13 protein-coding genes are annotated in these 14,431 nt (G+C 71.4%); 9 read left to right on the top strand and 4 right to left on the bottom strand.

The features are described from left to right. Positions 1 to 35 precede the first annotated feature (35 nt). Entirely contained in the window at positions 36 to 905 is an 870-nt protein-coding gene (locus tag AB0N06_RS16235) for a DUF4184 family protein (protein WP_366135322.1), read from the bottom strand. 209 nt (positions 906 to 1,114) lie between these two features. Here AB0N06_RS16235 and AB0N06_RS16230 point away from each other — a divergent pair, with 209 nt between their 5' ends. The 3 genes from AB0N06_RS16230 (at position 1,115) to AB0N06_RS16220 (ending at position 4,286) form a co-directional block, all read left to right on the top strand. Further along, positions 1,115 to 2,773 carry a lytic transglycosylase domain-containing protein gene (locus tag AB0N06_RS16230; protein ID WP_366135321.1) on the top strand — a complete coding sequence of 553 codons (1,659 nt, stop codon included), beginning with the start codon at positions 1,115 to 1,117 and terminating at the stop codon, positions 2,771 to 2,773. Positions 2,774 to 3,125: 352 nt separating this feature from the next. Next, on the top strand, positions 3,126 to 3,263 hold the full coding sequence (locus tag AB0N06_RS16225; RefSeq protein WP_266986840.1) for an SPW_0924 family protein: 138 nt from the start codon (positions 3,126 to 3,128) through the stop codon (positions 3,261 to 3,263). Between the two features lie 12 nt (positions 3,264 to 3,275). Continuing rightward, positions 3,276 to 4,286: a DUF3068 domain-containing protein gene (locus AB0N06_RS16220; RefSeq protein ID WP_366135320.1), complete on the top strand. Its 1,011-nt coding sequence runs from the start codon at positions 3,276 to 3,278 to the stop codon at positions 4,284 to 4,286. Here AB0N06_RS16220 and hrpB read toward each other — a convergent pair. Continuing rightward, positions 4,273 to 6,783, bottom strand: coding sequence for an ATP-dependent helicase HrpB (gene hrpB / locus AB0N06_RS16215; RefSeq protein ID WP_366135319.1), 2,511 nt, complete (start codon positions 6,781 to 6,783; stop codon positions 4,273 to 4,275). The genes AB0N06_RS16220 and hrpB overlap by 14 nt on opposite strands. 89 nt (positions 6,784 to 6,872) lie before the next feature. Beyond that, entirely contained in the window at positions 6,873 to 7,685 is an 813-nt protein-coding gene (locus AB0N06_RS16210; protein WP_366135318.1) for a class I SAM-dependent methyltransferase, read from the bottom strand. A 397-nt stretch (positions 7,686 to 8,082) separates the two neighbouring features. Between AB0N06_RS16210 and rpsA the strand changes: the two genes are divergently transcribed. The 4 genes from rpsA to AB0N06_RS16190 all read left to right on the top strand — a co-directional run bounded on the left by rpsA (position 8,083) and on the right by AB0N06_RS16190 (position 11,884). After that, positions 8,083 to 9,588: a 30S ribosomal protein S1 gene (gene rpsA / locus AB0N06_RS16205; protein ID WP_358860801.1), complete on the top strand. Its 1,506-nt coding sequence runs from the start codon at positions 8,083 to 8,085 to the stop codon at positions 9,586 to 9,588. Between the two features lie 218 nt (positions 9,589 to 9,806). Next, positions 9,807 to 10,745: a PAC2 family protein gene (locus AB0N06_RS16200; RefSeq protein ID WP_358860802.1), complete on the top strand. Its 939-nt coding sequence runs from the start codon at positions 9,807 to 9,809 to the stop codon at positions 10,743 to 10,745. A gap of 64 nt (positions 10,746 to 10,809) precedes the next feature. Next, on the top strand, positions 10,810 to 11,424 hold the full coding sequence (gene coaE / locus AB0N06_RS16195; protein ID WP_366135317.1) for a dephospho-CoA kinase: 615 nt from the start codon (positions 10,810 to 10,812) through the stop codon (positions 11,422 to 11,424). 91 nt (positions 11,425 to 11,515) lie between these two features. Then, complete coding sequence (locus AB0N06_RS16190; RefSeq protein WP_037691838.1) at positions 11,516 to 11,884, top strand: tetratricopeptide repeat protein; 369 nt, start codon at positions 11,516 to 11,518, stop codon at positions 11,882 to 11,884. A gap of 201 nt (positions 11,885 to 12,085) precedes the next feature. Here the strand turns inward: AB0N06_RS16190 and AB0N06_RS16185 are convergent, their stop codons facing one another. Beyond that, positions 12,086 to 12,364 (bottom strand): DUF6343 family protein, encoded by a 279-nt coding sequence (locus tag AB0N06_RS16185; RefSeq protein WP_326792199.1) that lies wholly within the window; start codon positions 12,362 to 12,364, stop codon positions 12,086 to 12,088. A 79-nt stretch (positions 12,365 to 12,443) separates the two neighbouring features. Between AB0N06_RS16185 and AB0N06_RS16180 the strand changes: the two genes are divergently transcribed. Together AB0N06_RS16180 and AB0N06_RS16175 are read left to right on the top strand one after the other, a co-directional pair. Next, positions 12,444 to 13,562 (top strand): ADP-ribosylglycohydrolase family protein, encoded by a 1,119-nt coding sequence (locus tag AB0N06_RS16180; RefSeq protein WP_366135316.1) that lies wholly within the window; start codon positions 12,444 to 12,446, stop codon positions 13,560 to 13,562. A gap of 83 nt (positions 13,563 to 13,645) precedes the next feature. Beyond that, a complete protein-coding gene (locus AB0N06_RS16175; protein ID WP_366135315.1) occupies positions 13,646 to 14,341 on the top strand; it encodes a class I SAM-dependent methyltransferase in 696 nt (231 codons plus the stop codon). The last annotated feature ends 90 nt before the right edge of the window (positions 14,342 to 14,431 follow it).

The following is a 14,431-nucleotide window of genomic DNA, read 5'->3' as shown; positions in this document are numbered from 1 at the left end:
GGTGGTCCCGGCGGTCGTACGGTGCTCAGAGGAGCTCACACGCCGGGCGGGCTCGATACGAGGTCCGTCCGGCGGCCGGGATCCGCGGCCCCGGTGGGCGGTCGGTTTCGTCTCCGTTCGCGGAGGCGGATCCACACCCCGTACAGCACCAGTCCGACGGCGAGGCCGGCTCCGGCGCCGAAGCAGGCGGTCGGGATGATGTCCAGTGGTGTGTCGATGTGCCCGAAGGACGCGTACCAGCGGGCGCACCGGTGGACGATGCCGAGCAGCACGCAGAGGCTCAGCAGGGTGCCCGCGTACCACCGGTCCCGGTGGTCGAGGGCGGGTAGGGGCGGCGGGGCGGGGCGGGCCCCGGTCCGCCGCAGCCCCGACACGGTGAACCAGGTGAGGACGGTCAGCGCAACGGCCGAACTGCCGTACTGCACGTACTGGAACACCGGAAAGCCGCCGATGCTCTCGCCCAGCACCGGCACCAGCCGGGTGCCCCACCGGTCGTGATGGGTGAACGCGTCCCACACCACATGGCTGCCCGCCCCGAGGACCGCCGACAGGACGAACCACGCGCCGTCGGGCACCCCCCACGGGCCGCGCCGCTCTCCCCGCACGAAGGTGTACACGCGCCCCTGCCAGGGCTGCGGGAGCAGTGCCACCAGTGGTTCGCGCAGCAGCAGCCACAGGGCCACCACGGCCGCGGTGATCAGGACATCCACCGTGAACACACCCCATACCGCGTGGGTGACCGCTCCGAACTCCATCGCGCCCGGGATTGCCGTGTCCGCGTAGTACGTCATGTCGGGGGCGAACGAACCGGCGACGAGCGCCGAGGCGACGAGCGGTCCGCGCCCGGTGCCGTTCCGGCGGATCACCGGGAGGACGGCGGCGGCATGGCTCAGGGTGAACGGCATGGCGGCAAGTATGGGTGAGCACGTCGGCGCTGATCCGGTGTTCTGGCGATGCACAGGCGACGCCCGTCGTACAACTTGCGGTATGCAACGTGAAATACCGGTAAGAAGCGGTCAGGTCACTGTGTTCGAGCGGCACAAGTTGCCGTAGGGTCGCCTGAGTCCTTGCGCTGGGGAGCGCGGGCAGCCGTCGACGGGGAGGGATCAGACGTATGGCAGCGCAATTCGGCCGCCGACTGCGCCGAGGGGCGACCACCACTGCGGTGGCCGCAGTTGCTGTGGCGGCGCTCGCCGCCTCGCAAGGCCCCGGTGCGGTACTCGCATCGGCCGGCGCCGACACCGGTGGTGACCAGCCGGCCGCCGGTTCCACACCGTCCGACGACCCCGCGGCCAGCGGCAACTCGCCGTACTACACGGACCTGCCTCCGCTGGTCAGCCCCAACAAGCCCGGTACGTCGACGAATCTGCCGATCATCGGTAGTGCGCAATCGGGCATACCGGCTTCGGTTCTGGCCGCGTACAAGAAGGCCGAGCGGTCTCTCGCGGGCACCGACGCGGCCTGCCGGCTGCCGTGGCAGCTCCTCGCCGCGATCGGGAAGGTCGAGTCCGGCCAGGCCCGCGGCGGCCGGGTCGATGCGAACGGCACCACGTTCTCCCCGATTCTCGGTCCGGTCCTCAACGGTCAGGGCTTCGCCATGATCAAGGACACCGACAACGGGGTGTACGACGGGGATTCGACGCACGACCGCGCGGTCGGCCCGATGCAGTTCATCCCGTCGACGTGGGCGACGTGGGGCCAGGACGGCAACGGCGACGGCCGCAAGGACCCCAACAACATCTACGACGCGGCGCTCGCCGCCGGGCACTATCTCTGCGCCGGGTCGCGCGACCTGGCGGTGGCGGCTGATCTCGACCGGGCGGTCCTCAGCTACAACCACTCGAACGAATACCTTCGTACGGTCCGTTCCTGGTTCGACTACTACAGGCGCGGCACGCACGAGGTCCCCGACGGCAGCGGCGTCGTCCCGCCGCCCCTCGACGGTGGCACGGACCCGAGCCCGAACCCCGGCACGTCGCCGTCGCCGCCCCCGAGCCAAAAGCCGGACCCGAGGCCTTCGAAGCCTTCGAAGCCGGGCGGCGGTTCGACGAGCCCCGAGCCGAGTCCCGAGCCGACACCGGCGCAGACCCTCGACGCCGTGGAGAACGCGGGAACCGGCAAGCTGACCGCCACCGCGGGCGACGCGTTCGCCGAACGGATCAAGGTGCGGGCGAAGAACACTCTGGGTGGCCCACTCGCCAAGGTGTCCGTCACCTTCACCATCTCCGGTGACACCGACGCCCGCTTCGAGGGCGGGAAGACCTCGGTCACCCTGGCCACGGGTGCCGATGGCACGGTGACGGCTCCGGTGCTGCAAGCGGGCGAGAAGACGGGCCGGTTCACGGTCCGGGCCATCGCCACCGGACGTTCGCTGCCGGCCGTCCCGTACACGGCGACCGTGACGGCCCGGCAGGCCGACGCGATCGCCAGGACCGACGGCAAGGCACTGACCGCCGCCCCCGGAGCCGAGTTCGCCGACACCGTCGCGGTCAAGGCGACGTACCGGGGTGCGGTCGCGTCCGGGGTCGCCGTCACCGCGACGATGATCACCGACGGGGGCACGCCGGTGGAGAACGACAAGGGCCCGTACTTCAAGGACGCGGGCGGCAACCCGGTCCGCAGCCTGACGGACCTGAAGACCGGCGCCGACGGTACGCTGAGGCTCCCGAAGATCTACGCCGACGACACCGCGGGCACGTACAGGCTCCGCCTGACCACCGAGGGCGGCGCCACCGTCGTCATCGAGCTCGACGTCGAGGCGCCCGCCGCCTGACGGCAACCCCGGAGCCGTACCGCGTCCTCAAGCAGCCCCTGTGCCACCACCCGGCACCGGGGCTGCTTCAGTCCGGCCGGCACTTGGGGGGCGGCGTCCCGGGGCTGGGGCACGCACCTCGCGGCGTTGTCGTCCCTCACCATGTTCCCCGAGCTCTCGGCTTGGCTCGAGCAGGGGAGGCCCCATTCGCCATGGCTCAATCCTCCGCCTTGCGATGCACGCACCCCAGCCCCGCTCCTTCACCCACCCCCCCATTGCCGGTCGGTCTCACGTGTTCTCATCTCGCGTCTCCGTTGCTACGGTGCCGCAATCCTGACGACCTGTCAGGTCTGCGCTCTCCAGGAGGCCGAGCATGCGTGCCGTCATCGCCGCCGCCATCGGGCTGGCCGCGGCCCTCGCCCTTGTGTTCACGGTCACCGCGATCGGCGCACCACCCGGCGAGACCTCGCCCAAACCCCTGCTGACCACCGTCCCCGGACCCAAGAAGTAGAGGGAGGGCGCCATGCGCCGCCGAGCCGGACTCGTACTCCTGGCCTTCGCCGTCTTCTTCGCCGCGCTGTCGCCACTGCTGCGTTGGTACGCCTTCCCGCGGCTGGCGAAGATCCCGCCCGGCCAGTACCAGGAGATGGTTCTGGAGGCGAAGCCCGCCACGCTCCTCGACTACAGCGACGGGATGAAGGTCAAGGAGGTCCCCAAGGTCACCATCGTGCAGACCCTCAAAGGCAATGTGGAGGAGTCCGAGAAGATCGAGCGCAGCGCCGGCCGCGACGTCGTCGTCTGGGACACCCTCAGCTACGTGGTCGGCCCGAACGGCGCGACGGTCTCGCAGATCCCCGAGCGCTACATCTTCGACGCGCACAGCCAGGCCCCCGTCCACGCCACCGGCGAGAGCGTCGACGGCGACCCCGTCGAGCGCGAGGGCATCGAGTTCAAATGGCCGTTCCTCACCGAGAAACGTGACTACGAGTACTTCGACGCCCAGACCCGCACCAGCTCGCCGATCCACTATCGGGGCACCCGGACGTTTCGCGGCATGGACGTCTACTACTTCGAGCAGACGATCCCGTGGACCAAGGTTCCGATGCCGAAGAAGATGCCGATCGAGGGCGTGACCGCCGCGCAGGTCGCCAAGACGGGCATGACCCGCTGGTACACCACCAAGCGGATGTTCTGGGTCGACCCGGTCACCGGCGCGCCCGTCAACGGCGAGGAGATCCACAAGGAGGAGCTGCGCAACGCGAAGGCGATGGGAATGCCCGAGGACACGGTCACCGTGTTCGCCGGACACGTGAAGATACGCGAGGACTACGTCGAGTCCACTGTCGCACTGGTCTCGTCCCAGCGTGTGCTGATCCTGCTGCTCACCTCGTACCTGCCCCGGGGTTTCCTGATCCTTGCCGCCGGGCTGCTGGCGCTCGCGCTGTGGCTGGAGGCACGGTCCCGGCGGCTGGGCGGCCGGGAGCCGGAGGCGGCGACCGCACCCGCCCCGGATCCGGCGCCTACTCCCGCCTGAGCCGCGCCGAGGTGTGCCGGGTCGCCGCGACCGTCGTCGGGTCCTCCGGCCACGGATGCTTCGGATAGCGGCCGCGCAGCTCCGCCCGCACCGCCCGGTAGCCGTCCTGCCAGAACGATGCCAGATCGGCGGTGACCGCCGCCGGGCGGCCGGCGGGGGAGAGCAGGTGCACGAGGACCGGCACCCCGGCCACCTCCGGTGTCTCGGTGAGACCGAACAGCTCCTGGAGCTTCACCGCGAGCACGGGCTGCGCCCCGCCGTACTCGACCCGGATCCGGGACCCGCTCGGCACCTCGATTCGCTCGGGCGCCAGTTCGTCCAGCCGGGCCGCCTCGCCCGTGGCCCACGGCAGGAGCCGCCGCAACGCCTGCCCGGCGTCGATGCCGGCCAGGTCCGAGCGGCGGCGGGCCCGTGACAGCTCGGGCTCCAGCCATTCCTCGGTACGCGACAGCAGCGCGACGTCCGACACATCGGGCCACGGGACCCCCAGCTCCCGGTGCAGGAAGGTGAGCCGCTCGCGCAGCTGCTCGGTCTCCCGGGTCCAGCGCAGCAGGCCCAGCCCCTCGCGCCGCAACCCGTCGACGAGCGCTGCCCGCACCAGCGCGGGGTCCGGCTGCTTCAGCGCGCGCACGGACAGTTCGACAGCGCCCAGGCGTTCCACGGAGCGGGCCACCACGTCCTGGCCGTCCCACCTGACCTCCTCGCCCGCGAACCGCAGATGCCCGGCGGCCTGCCGCGCCGAGTCCTCGTCGATGACGGCTGCGAGCCGCACCCGTGCGGACGCCGCGTGCGCCGGGCGGTCAGCGACCGCGACGGCCAGCCAGGGTGCGCTGCGCAGCCGCGATCCGTCCCGCAGCTCCGCGCCCGTCCCCGACGCCATCAGGAACGTTCCTTCGCCGCGGGCCCGCGCCACTCGCTCCGGGAACGCCAGCGCGGCCACCAGGCCGACGGCGGAATCATCCGTGCCGGAACCCGTGCCGGAACCGTCGCGGGCGCCTTCCAGGGACGACGACAGCCGCCGTACCTCCTGCCGCCAGCGTGCCGCGTAGCCGCAGCCGCCCCGCCGGGCGGTACGCAGCGCCACCGCCAGGTCGTCCCCGTACTCCCGCGGCGGCTCCTCGCTCAGCAGCGCCACCACCTCCGCCGCCCGGCGCCCGCCCACCTCGGCCGCGCCGTCCAGCAGCGCGCGGGCGAGCCGGGGATGCAGGCCGAGCCGTGACATCCGTACGCCCCGGTCGGTCACCCGGCCGGCCGCGTCCACCGCGCCGACGGCCGTCAGGACCTCGCGGGCCGCCGCCATCGCACCGGCGGGCGGCGGGTCGAGCAGCGCCAGCCCCGACGCGTCCGGATCGCCCCAGCAGGCCGCCTGCAGCGCGAACGCCGCCAGATCGGCCACCTTGATCTCCGGTGACGGGAACCGGGCGAGCCGCCCGTCCTCCGCCTGTTCCCAGCACCGGTACACCGCGCCCGGCGCCTCACGCCCCGCCCGGCCCGCCCGCTGCCTCCCGGTGGCTTGCGAGGCCCGCACGGTCGTCAGCGCGCTCAGTCCGCGGGCATGATCGGTACGCGGCTCCCTGGCCAGGCCCGAGTCGACGACGATCCGCACCCCCGGCACCGTCAGCGACGACTCCGCGACGGAGGTCGCCAGCACCACCCGGCGCCCCTCGGACGAGCCCGCCAGCACCGCGTCCTGCACCGCCGCCGGTGCCCGCCCGTGCACCTGCAGCACCTCCGCGGGCACCCCCGCCAGCTGTCCCGACACCCGGCCGATCTCCCCGACCCCGGGCAGGAAGCAGAGCACGTCGCCGACCCGCTCGGCGAGCGCCCGGCGCACCACCGAGGCGACATGCGTCAGCAGCGCCGGGTCGACCCGCATCCCGTGCGGCGGCCCGACCGGCCTCACCGGCGGCGCCCACACCACCTCCACCGGGTGCGACACGCCCTGCGCCTCGACCACCGGCGCATCGCCGAGCAGCCGCGCCCACCCCTGCGCGTCCGTCGTCGCCGACGCGGCGACCAGCCGCAGATCGGGCCGGATCGCCTCCCGTACGTCGAGGAGGAAGGCGGCGACCGTGTCCGCGTCCAGATGCCGTTCATGACACTCGTCGATGATCACCGCATCGACCCCGGCGAGCTCCTGGTCGCGCTGGAGCCGTTGCAGGAGCACACCGGTGGTCACCACCTCCACCACCGTGTCGCGCCCCACCACACGCTCCCCGCGGACCGTGAACCCCACCCGCTCCCCGGTCCGCTCCCCGAGGAGCCACGCCATGCGCCGCGCCGCCGCGCGGGCCGCGATCCGGCGCGGTTCGGCGACCACCACGCGGCGCGCGGGGCCGTCGCCGACCAGGCCGGCGACGACCAGCGGGACCAGCGTCGTCTTGCCGGTGCCGGGCGGTGCGCAGAGCACCGCGACACCCCGGTCGTCGAGCGCCTGCCGGAGCGCGGGCACGGCGGTACGGACGGGCAGCCGGTCGAGGGCGTCGGTACGGATCACGCCCCCAGTGTCGTACGACGGGTGCGCGGGCCCCTACGGCGGGAGCGGCCGGTCGCGCACGACCGGGGCTCAGCCGTGCCGGCTGGAGCTCAGTCCCGTACGCAGACGAAGATCGCCGTGCCCGGGATCAGGTTTCCGCGCAGCGGGGACCAGCCGCCCCACTCCTGGTGGTTCCAGGCGGGCCACTCCGGCTCGACCAGGTCGACCAGACGGAACCCGCCGGCCACCACGTCCCGCACCCGGTCGCCCACGGTCCGGTGGTGCTCGACGTACACGGCGTTGCCCTGCTCGTCCTGCTCGACGTACGGGGTGCGGTCGAAATAGGAGGCCGCGACGGACAGGCCCTCGGGCCCGGGCTCGTCCGGGAACGCCCAGCGGATCGGATGCGTCACCGAGAAGACCCAGCGGCCCCCCGGGCGCAGCACCCGGTGCACCTCGCGGAAGACCTGCACGGGGTCGGCGACGAACGGCACCGCGCCATAGGCGGAGCAGGCCAGGTCGAAGGAGCCGTCCCGGAACGGCAGCTTCCCGGCGTCCGCCTCCACCAGGGGCACCTCGTCGCCGATCCGCAGCGCGTGCTGGAGCTGGCGGTGGGAGAGGTCGAGGGCGACGGCACGGGCACCCTGGGCGGCCAGCCAGCGCGAGCACTGCGCCGCGCCCGCCCCGATCTCCAGGATGTCCAGGCCGCTCAGCGACTCCGCGGGGCCGAGCAGGCCGGCCTCGGCCTCGTCGAGGCCCTCCGGGCCCCAGACGAAACGGTCGTCGCCGAGAAAGGCGCCGTGGTCGCTCTGGTACTCGTCGGCGTTCCGGTCCCACCAGCCGCGACTTGCCCGGCTGCTCTCCGCTTCGCCGGCGCTGCGGCGGGTCGCTTCCGGTTCGGTGGTGTAGATCTCTTGGCTCATCGTGTCCGTCGTTGTAGTTTGCCTTCACCCCGCCGCACGCGGTACGTACCTGGGGGTACCCCTGAGTACGGAACCGTACTCACGCAACACGGCCGGGACCGATGTGGCCTCGGGGAACAGGAATTGTGCCGGGTATGGGCCCTTGTGCCCCCCGTGTGCGCCTTCGCGCATTGACCCTGCCCGGCTGCCCCCGTATGCTACAAGTTGCGCTGCGAGCCTGCGCGCCTCAGACCTAGCAGGCCGCGCTTGCGTCTGTTGCATGTCCCCTCGGTTCACGAGGTGCCTCCCGCTCGCCGGGTCGGGCGCTTCCTCGGCTGTCCGGCTTCTGCAGAGGCGATACGGGCTCTCGGCGTAGCAGTACCTACGACTCACTGTCCGTACCGGAGCCCTTTCCCACATGACGAGCAGCACCGAGACCACCGCCACCACTCCGCAGGTTGCGGTCAACGACATCGGCGACGCGGACGCGTTCCTCGCGGCGATCGACGAGACGATCAAGTACTTCAACGACGGCGACATCGTTGACGGTGTCATCGTCAAGGTTGACCGGGACGAGGTTCTCCTCGACATCGGTTACAAGACCGAAGGTGTCATCCCGAGCCGCGAGCTCTCGATCAAGCACGACGTCGACCCGAACGAGGTCGTCAAGGTCGGCGACGAGATCGAGGCCCTGGTTCTCCAGAAGGAGGACAAGGAAGGCCGCCTGATCCTCTCGAAGAAGCGCGCTCAGTACGAGCGTGCCTGGGGCACCATCGAGAAGATCAAGGAAGAGGACGGCATCGTCACCGGTACCGTCATCGAGGTCGTCAAGGGTGGTCTCATCCTCGACATCGGCCTCCGCGGCTTCCTCCCGGCGTCGCTCGTCGAGATGCGTCGTGTCCGCGACCTCCAGCCCTACGTGGGCAAGGAGCTCGAGGCCAAGATCATCGAGCTGGACAAGAACCGCAACAACGTGGTCCTGTCCCGCCGTGCCTGGCTCGAGCAGACCCAGAGCGAGGTCCGTCAGACCTTCCTCACGACCCTGCAGAAGGGTCAGGTCCGCTCCGGCGTCGTCTCCTCGATCGTCAACTTCGGTGCCTTCGTGGACCTCGGTGGCGTCGACGGTCTCGTGCACGTCTCCGAGCTGTCCTGGAAGCACATCGACCACCCCTCCGAGGTTGTCGAGGTCGGCCAGGAAGTCACCGTCGAGGTTCTCGACGTCGACATGGACCGCGAGCGCGTCTCGCTGTCGCTCAAGGCGACGCAGGAAGACCCGTGGCAGCAGTTCGCCCGTACGCACCAGATCGGGCAGGTCGTTCCCGGTAAGGTCACGAAGCTCGTTCCGTTCGGTGCGTTCGTGCGCGTCGACGAGGGCATCGAGGGTCTGGTCCACATCTCCGAGCTGGCCGAGCGCCACGTGGAGATCCCGGAGCAGGTCGTCCAGGTCAACGACGAGATCTTCGTCAAGGTCATCGACATCGACCTCGAGCGCCGTCGCATCAGCCTCTCGCTGAAGCAGGCCAACGAGGCGTTCGGCGCCGACGCCGCCTCGGTCGAGTTCGACCCGACCCTGTACGGCATGGCCGCGTCCTACGACGACCAGGGCAACTACATCTACCCCGAGGGCTTCGACCCCGAGACCAACGACTGGCTCGAGGGCTACGAGACCCAGCGCGAGGCGTGGGAGACGCAGTACGCCGAGGCGCAGGAGCGCTTCGAGCAGCACCGCGCCCAGGTCATCAAGTCCCGCGAGGCCGACGAGGCCGCTGCTGCCGAGGGTGCTGCTGCCCCGGCCGGTGGCGCCCCGGCTGCCTCCGGCGCCGGCGGCTCGTACTCCTCGGAGTCCGCGGACAACTCCGGCGCCCTGGCGTCGGACGAGGCCCTGGCTGCCCTGCGCGAGAAGCTGGCGGGCGGCCAGAGCTGACGCTCTGACCCTCCGGCCGGTCATCGGCTGCAGTAGTTGACGGTGAGGCCCGCTCCCTTCGGGGAGCGGGCCTCACTCGTTTCCGCGGCCGGGCGGATGGCGGTCACCGCACCGCACACGCGCGTTCTGGCGTAACCACCCTGTGAAAGGGCACAGACCGGGAATGCCTGTGTCCCGCCGGGCGTTCTTCCCCAGGAATACGAGGAGGAGCGGTAACCGTGCCTGATCCGCAGAGTTTGTACGAATGGGAGCCGAAGGGCCTGGCCGTCGTCGACATGGCGCTCGCCCAGGAGTCGGCCGGCCTGGTCATGCTCTACCACTTCGAGGGGTACATCGACGCGGGTGAGACCGGCGAGCAGATCGTGGACGGCCTCCTCGAGACACTGCCGCACCAGGTCGTGGCCCGCTTCGACCACGACCGGCTCGTCGACTACCGCGCACGGCGCCCGCTGCTGACCTTCCGGCGTGACCGCTGGGCGGCGTACGAGACCCCGACGCTGGACGTCCGGGTGGTCCAGGACGCCACCGGGGCGCCCTTCCTGCTGCTCTCCGGGCCCGAGCCGGACGTGGAGTGGGAGAGGTTCGCCTCCGCCGTCGAGCAGATCGTCGAGCGGCTGGGGGTGCGTCTCGCGGTCAACTTCCACGGCATCCCGATGGGTGTCCCGCACACCCGGCCGGTCGGCATCACGCCGCACGGCAACCGCACGGACCTGATGCCCGGCCACCGCAGCCCCTTCGACGAGGCACAGGTCCCCGGCTCCGCCGAGGCACTGGTGGAGTACCGGCTGATGGAGGCCGGACACGACGTCCTCGGCGTCGCCGCCCATGTGCCGCACTACGTCGCCCGCTCCGCCTACCCGGACGCCGCGCTCACCGCACTGGAGGCGATCACGGCCGCGACCGGCCTGGTTCTGCCGGCCGTCGCGCACTCCCTGCGCACGGAGGCCCACCGCACGCAGACGGAGATCGACCGCCAGATCGACCAGGGAGACGAGGAGCTCGTCTCGCTCGTCGAGGGGCTTGAGCACCAGTACGACGCGCTCGCGGGCTCCGAGACGCGCGGCAACCTGGTCGCGGAACCGGTCGACCTGCCGTCCGCCGACGAGATCGGCCTCGAATTCGAACGGTTCCTCGCCGAGCGGGAGGGCGACGGCTGACCGCCGGCCCGGACGGCGTGACCGGGCCATGACGGCGCCCGGAGGCGGCGCTACTCTCTCGACCATGCTGAAAGTGGGCCTGACCGGCGGAATCGGCGCCGGCAAGAGCGAAGTGTCACGACTGCTCGTCTCGTACGGAGCGGTACTGATCGACGCCGACCGGATCGCGCGCGAGGTCGTCGAGCCCGGAACCTCCGGACTCGCGGCCGTCGTCGAGGCCTTCGGCGATGGCATCCTCACCGCCGACGGCACCCTGGACCGGCCGAAGCTCGGCTCCATCGTCTTCTCCGACGCCGACCGGCTCGCCACGCTCAACGCGATCGTCCACCCGCTGGTCCGCGCCCGCTCAGCCGAACTGGAGCGGGAGGCGGGCCCCGACTCCGTCGTCGTCCACGACGTCCCCCTCCTCGCCGAGAACGGACTTGCCCCGCTCTACGACCTGGTCGTCGTCGTGGACGCCGCCCCCGGGACCCAGCTTGACCGGCTCGTGCGGCTGCGCGGCATGACGGAGGCCGAGGCCCGCGCCCGGATGGCCGCGCAGGCCACCCGCGAGCAGCGACGGGCCGTCGCCGATCTGATCGTCGACAACGACGGACCGCTGGAGGCGCTGGAGCCACAGGTCCGCAAGGTCTGGGCGGAACTGACGCAGCGGGCCGCGGCCGTCTCCGGACGGGACTGACACGGCGGGCCGCCTCGGGCCGGTCCACCGACCGGAATACCGGCACCCGGCCGGACGTTGGAAACGGGTTGACGAAGGGAAGGATGCGACCGTGCCCGAGAGGACCCCGGAAACCCATGTCATCGACTTCCGCGCGGCCGAACGCCTGCTGGCCGCGCGCGACCCGCGGGGCGCGGTCAAGCTCCTGGACTCGGTGATCGCGGCCCATCCGGAGAACACGGCCGCCCGTCTGCTGCGCGCACGCGCCTTCTTCGCCGCCGCCCAACTGCGCCCGGCCGAGCTGGAATTCGAACTCGTTCTGGAGCGCGAACCGGACAACGCGTTCGCGCACTTCGCGCTGGCCCGTACCTTCCAGCGCTCCGGCCGTTCGGAACAGGCCGTGCGTCACTTCCGGCTGGCCGCCGCACTCGACCCGAACCCGGAGTATCTGCGAGCGGCCCGCTTCGACACGGACGGCTGACGCCACGGTCCCGTCCATGAGGATCACGGCTCTCAGGACGGGCCCTCCGCGGCCCTGATCGGGGCCCGATGCGGTCCTGCGGGGCGGTGACGCCGGCGTGCCTGTGCGCGGGCCGGGGCTGTGCGGCGTCGATGTCTGCCCCTACGGACCTGTCCCTGATTCCTGTCCCTGATGACGGAGCCCCGCGCCGGGACCCGGAGGTCAGTGCCCGTACCGGCCGCGTCCACCGTGGTCCGGTTCGTACGGGGGGATGTTGCGGCCCGGCTGGTAGTGCGGGCCCTGGTGGATGTGGTGGACGATCACTGCCAGATCCACCAGCGTCAGCAGCAGGAGCAGACCGCAGGCCGCGGCCCAACCCGGGCGGTCGACCAGGCTGAAGGCTGTCAGGCCGAAGAGCGCCCAGGCCATGCCCCATAGACTCAGGCACAGTCGCAGGCGCAGCGGACTACGTGCGGTCATCGGTTCGTTACCGGTACGCATGGTGATCGCCTCTCCTCCCAGGATGGACCCGCGCCGGCGGTTTTGAGTAACGACGACGACAGAATGTGGGGGACCGTCCGTGAACGGCACACCATGGGGGAACAGCGCCACCCGCCGGGCCCGGGTCCGCGGGTCGCTGCTCGGCGGTGCGATCGGGGACGCCCTGGGGAATCCGGTGGAATTCCTGTCGCTCGCCGGTATCCGCCGGGCGTACGGGGAACAGGGGGTCCGGGAACCTGTCGCGGACGGGGACGGGGTCGTCGGCCGGGTCACCGACGACACGCAGATGACCCTGTTCACCGCGGAAGGGCTGATCAGGGCGCACTCCCGGGCCATGTCGAAGGGGATGGGCGGCGCCGAGACCGCGATGGTCCGCAACGCCTATCTGCGCTGGCTCGACACCCAGAACCATCCGGCGCCGCCCGCCCGCGGCGGGGACGACCTCGTACGGACCGGGTGGCTACGGCAGCAGCGCTTCCTGTACGCCCGCCGGGCACCCGGCAACGCCTGCCTCACCGGACTCGCGGCCGGCCACATTCCCGACCCGACGGGCCCGATCGGCCTGCCGGGTCCGGTCAACACCGGGTCCAAGGGGTGCGGCACGGTGATGCGGTCCGCGCCCTTCGGCCTGATCGGCGAGGGAGCGGCGACCGGCTTCGCGCTCGCCGCCCGCTGTGCCCAGATCACCCATGGGCATCCGACCGGTGCGTTCGCCGCCGGGGCCCTCGCCGCGATCATCGCCCATCTGCTGGAGGGCGACTCGATGGCGGGCGCCGTGCTGCGCGCCATGGAGCTGCTGGCCCGCCACCCGGGGCACGAGGAGACTACGGCGGTGCTGCGCGCGGCCGTCGACCTGGCCGCGCAGGGGGCGCCGACCGCCGAGAAGGTGGAGTCGCTGGGGGCGGGCTGGGTGGCGGAGGAGGCCCTCGCCATCGCCGTGTACTGCGCCCTGGTGCTGCCCGGCGCCGACGAGGTGGCGGAGTCGCTGTTGCTCTCCGTCAACCACTCGGGCGACAGCGATTCCACCGGGTCGGTCTGCGGCAATCTGCTCGGCGCTCATCACGGTGACGTGCAACTCCCTTCCTCCTGGCTCGTGCTGACGGAGGGACGGGCCGTGATCGCCGAGCTGGCGGATGATCTGTGCCTGGAGTTCGAGCAGGCGGTGGCGTGGCCGCAGGAGCGCTATCCGGTGTGCTGACGGACACCGGGCGGCGAGGAGCCCGGCGCGGGAACGCGCCGCGTGCCGGGAACCACGCCCAACGGCCGTTCGTTCAGCTGCATATGAGCGGACAACGGGTGCGTGAGGGATATTCAGGGACGGGACCCGGCTCGATCACTCCGGACGGTTGCGCGGTCGAGCTGTACAGACGGCTCTCCGCCGGTGGCGAACCGGATGTGATCGCGGGGGCGGTACCCGCCGGTGCGAGCATTCTCGAACTCGGCTGTGGGGCGGGCCGCGTGACCCATGCCCTGGTCGAGCGCGGCTTCGAGGTCACGGCCGTGGACGAGTCGCCGGAGATGCTGGAACACGTACGGGGCGCGCGTACGGTGCAGAGCCCGATCGAGTCGCTCGACCTCGGCGACGAGACCTTCGACGTGGTGATGCTGGCGTCGTTCCTGGTGCATGCGAGCGAACACCGGGTGCGCGACGGAATGCTGCGCGTCTGCCGACGGCACGTCAGGGAGGGTGGCGTCGTGCTGCTGCAGCGTGAGGGCATCGACTACCACACCGATCTGCCGCGGGAGCGTGTCGACGCGTCCGGCTGCACCGTACGGATCGTCTCGGCGGACCCCGTCGGCGACGAGGTGTGTGCGGTGCGCGCGGAGTACGTCTTCGACGATGCGCGATGGACCCAGACCTTTCTTTCGCGTCAGCTGACGAAGGAACAGTTCGAGGGGCATCTGGAGGCAGCGGGACTGACCGTCGACCGGTATCTCACGGCTGACGGGGTGTGGGTGCGGGCCCTGCCGATGTAGGGCCTCGCGTGTGGATCATGCCGGGCTCGCGGGGTCTGGTCCGGCCTGTTCCCGACGAAAGGCCCCAGGCGGGGGAGGAGCGATGAGTTT

It is taken from the genome of Streptomyces sp. NPDC051020, from assembly GCF_040683105.1.
Classification (GTDB): Bacteria; Actinomycetota; Actinomycetes; order Streptomycetales; family Streptomycetaceae; genus Streptomyces.
The sequence above is the reverse complement of the archived record's forward strand: the minus strand, read 5'-3'. Positions and strand labels throughout refer to the sequence as shown.

What these genes read in the sequence shown, in the direction of transcription:
- AB0N06_RS16235 (WP_366135322.1), bottom strand. Translation starts at nt 905, where the DNA reads ATGCCGTTCACCCTGAGCCATGCCGCCGCCGTCCTCCCGGTGATCCGC.
- AB0N06_RS16230 (WP_366135321.1), top strand. Translation starts at nt 1,115, where the DNA reads ATGGCAGCGCAATTCGGCCGCCGACTGCGCCGAGGGGCGACCACCACT.
- AB0N06_RS16225 (WP_266986840.1), top strand. Translation starts at nt 3,126, where the DNA reads ATGCGTGCCGTCATCGCCGCCGCCATCGGGCTGGCCGCGGCCCTCGCC.
- AB0N06_RS16220 (WP_366135320.1), top strand. Translation starts at nt 3,276, where the DNA reads ATGCGCCGCCGAGCCGGACTCGTACTCCTGGCCTTCGCCGTCTTCTTC.
- AB0N06_RS16210 (WP_366135318.1), bottom strand. Translation starts at nt 7,685, where the DNA reads ATGAGCCAAGAGATCTACACCACCGAACCGGAAGCGACCCGCCGCAGC.
- rpsA (WP_358860801.1), top strand. Translation starts at nt 8,083, where the DNA reads ATGACGAGCAGCACCGAGACCACCGCCACCACTCCGCAGGTTGCGGTC.
- coaE (WP_366135317.1), top strand. Translation starts at nt 10,810, where the DNA reads ATGCTGAAAGTGGGCCTGACCGGCGGAATCGGCGCCGGCAAGAGCGAA.
- AB0N06_RS16185 (WP_326792199.1), bottom strand. Translation starts at nt 12,364, where the DNA reads ATGCGTACCGGTAACGAACCGATGACCGCACGTAGTCCGCTGCGCCTG.
- AB0N06_RS16175 (WP_366135315.1), top strand. Translation starts at nt 13,646, where the DNA reads ATGAGCGGACAACGGGTGCGTGAGGGATATTCAGGGACGGGACCCGGC.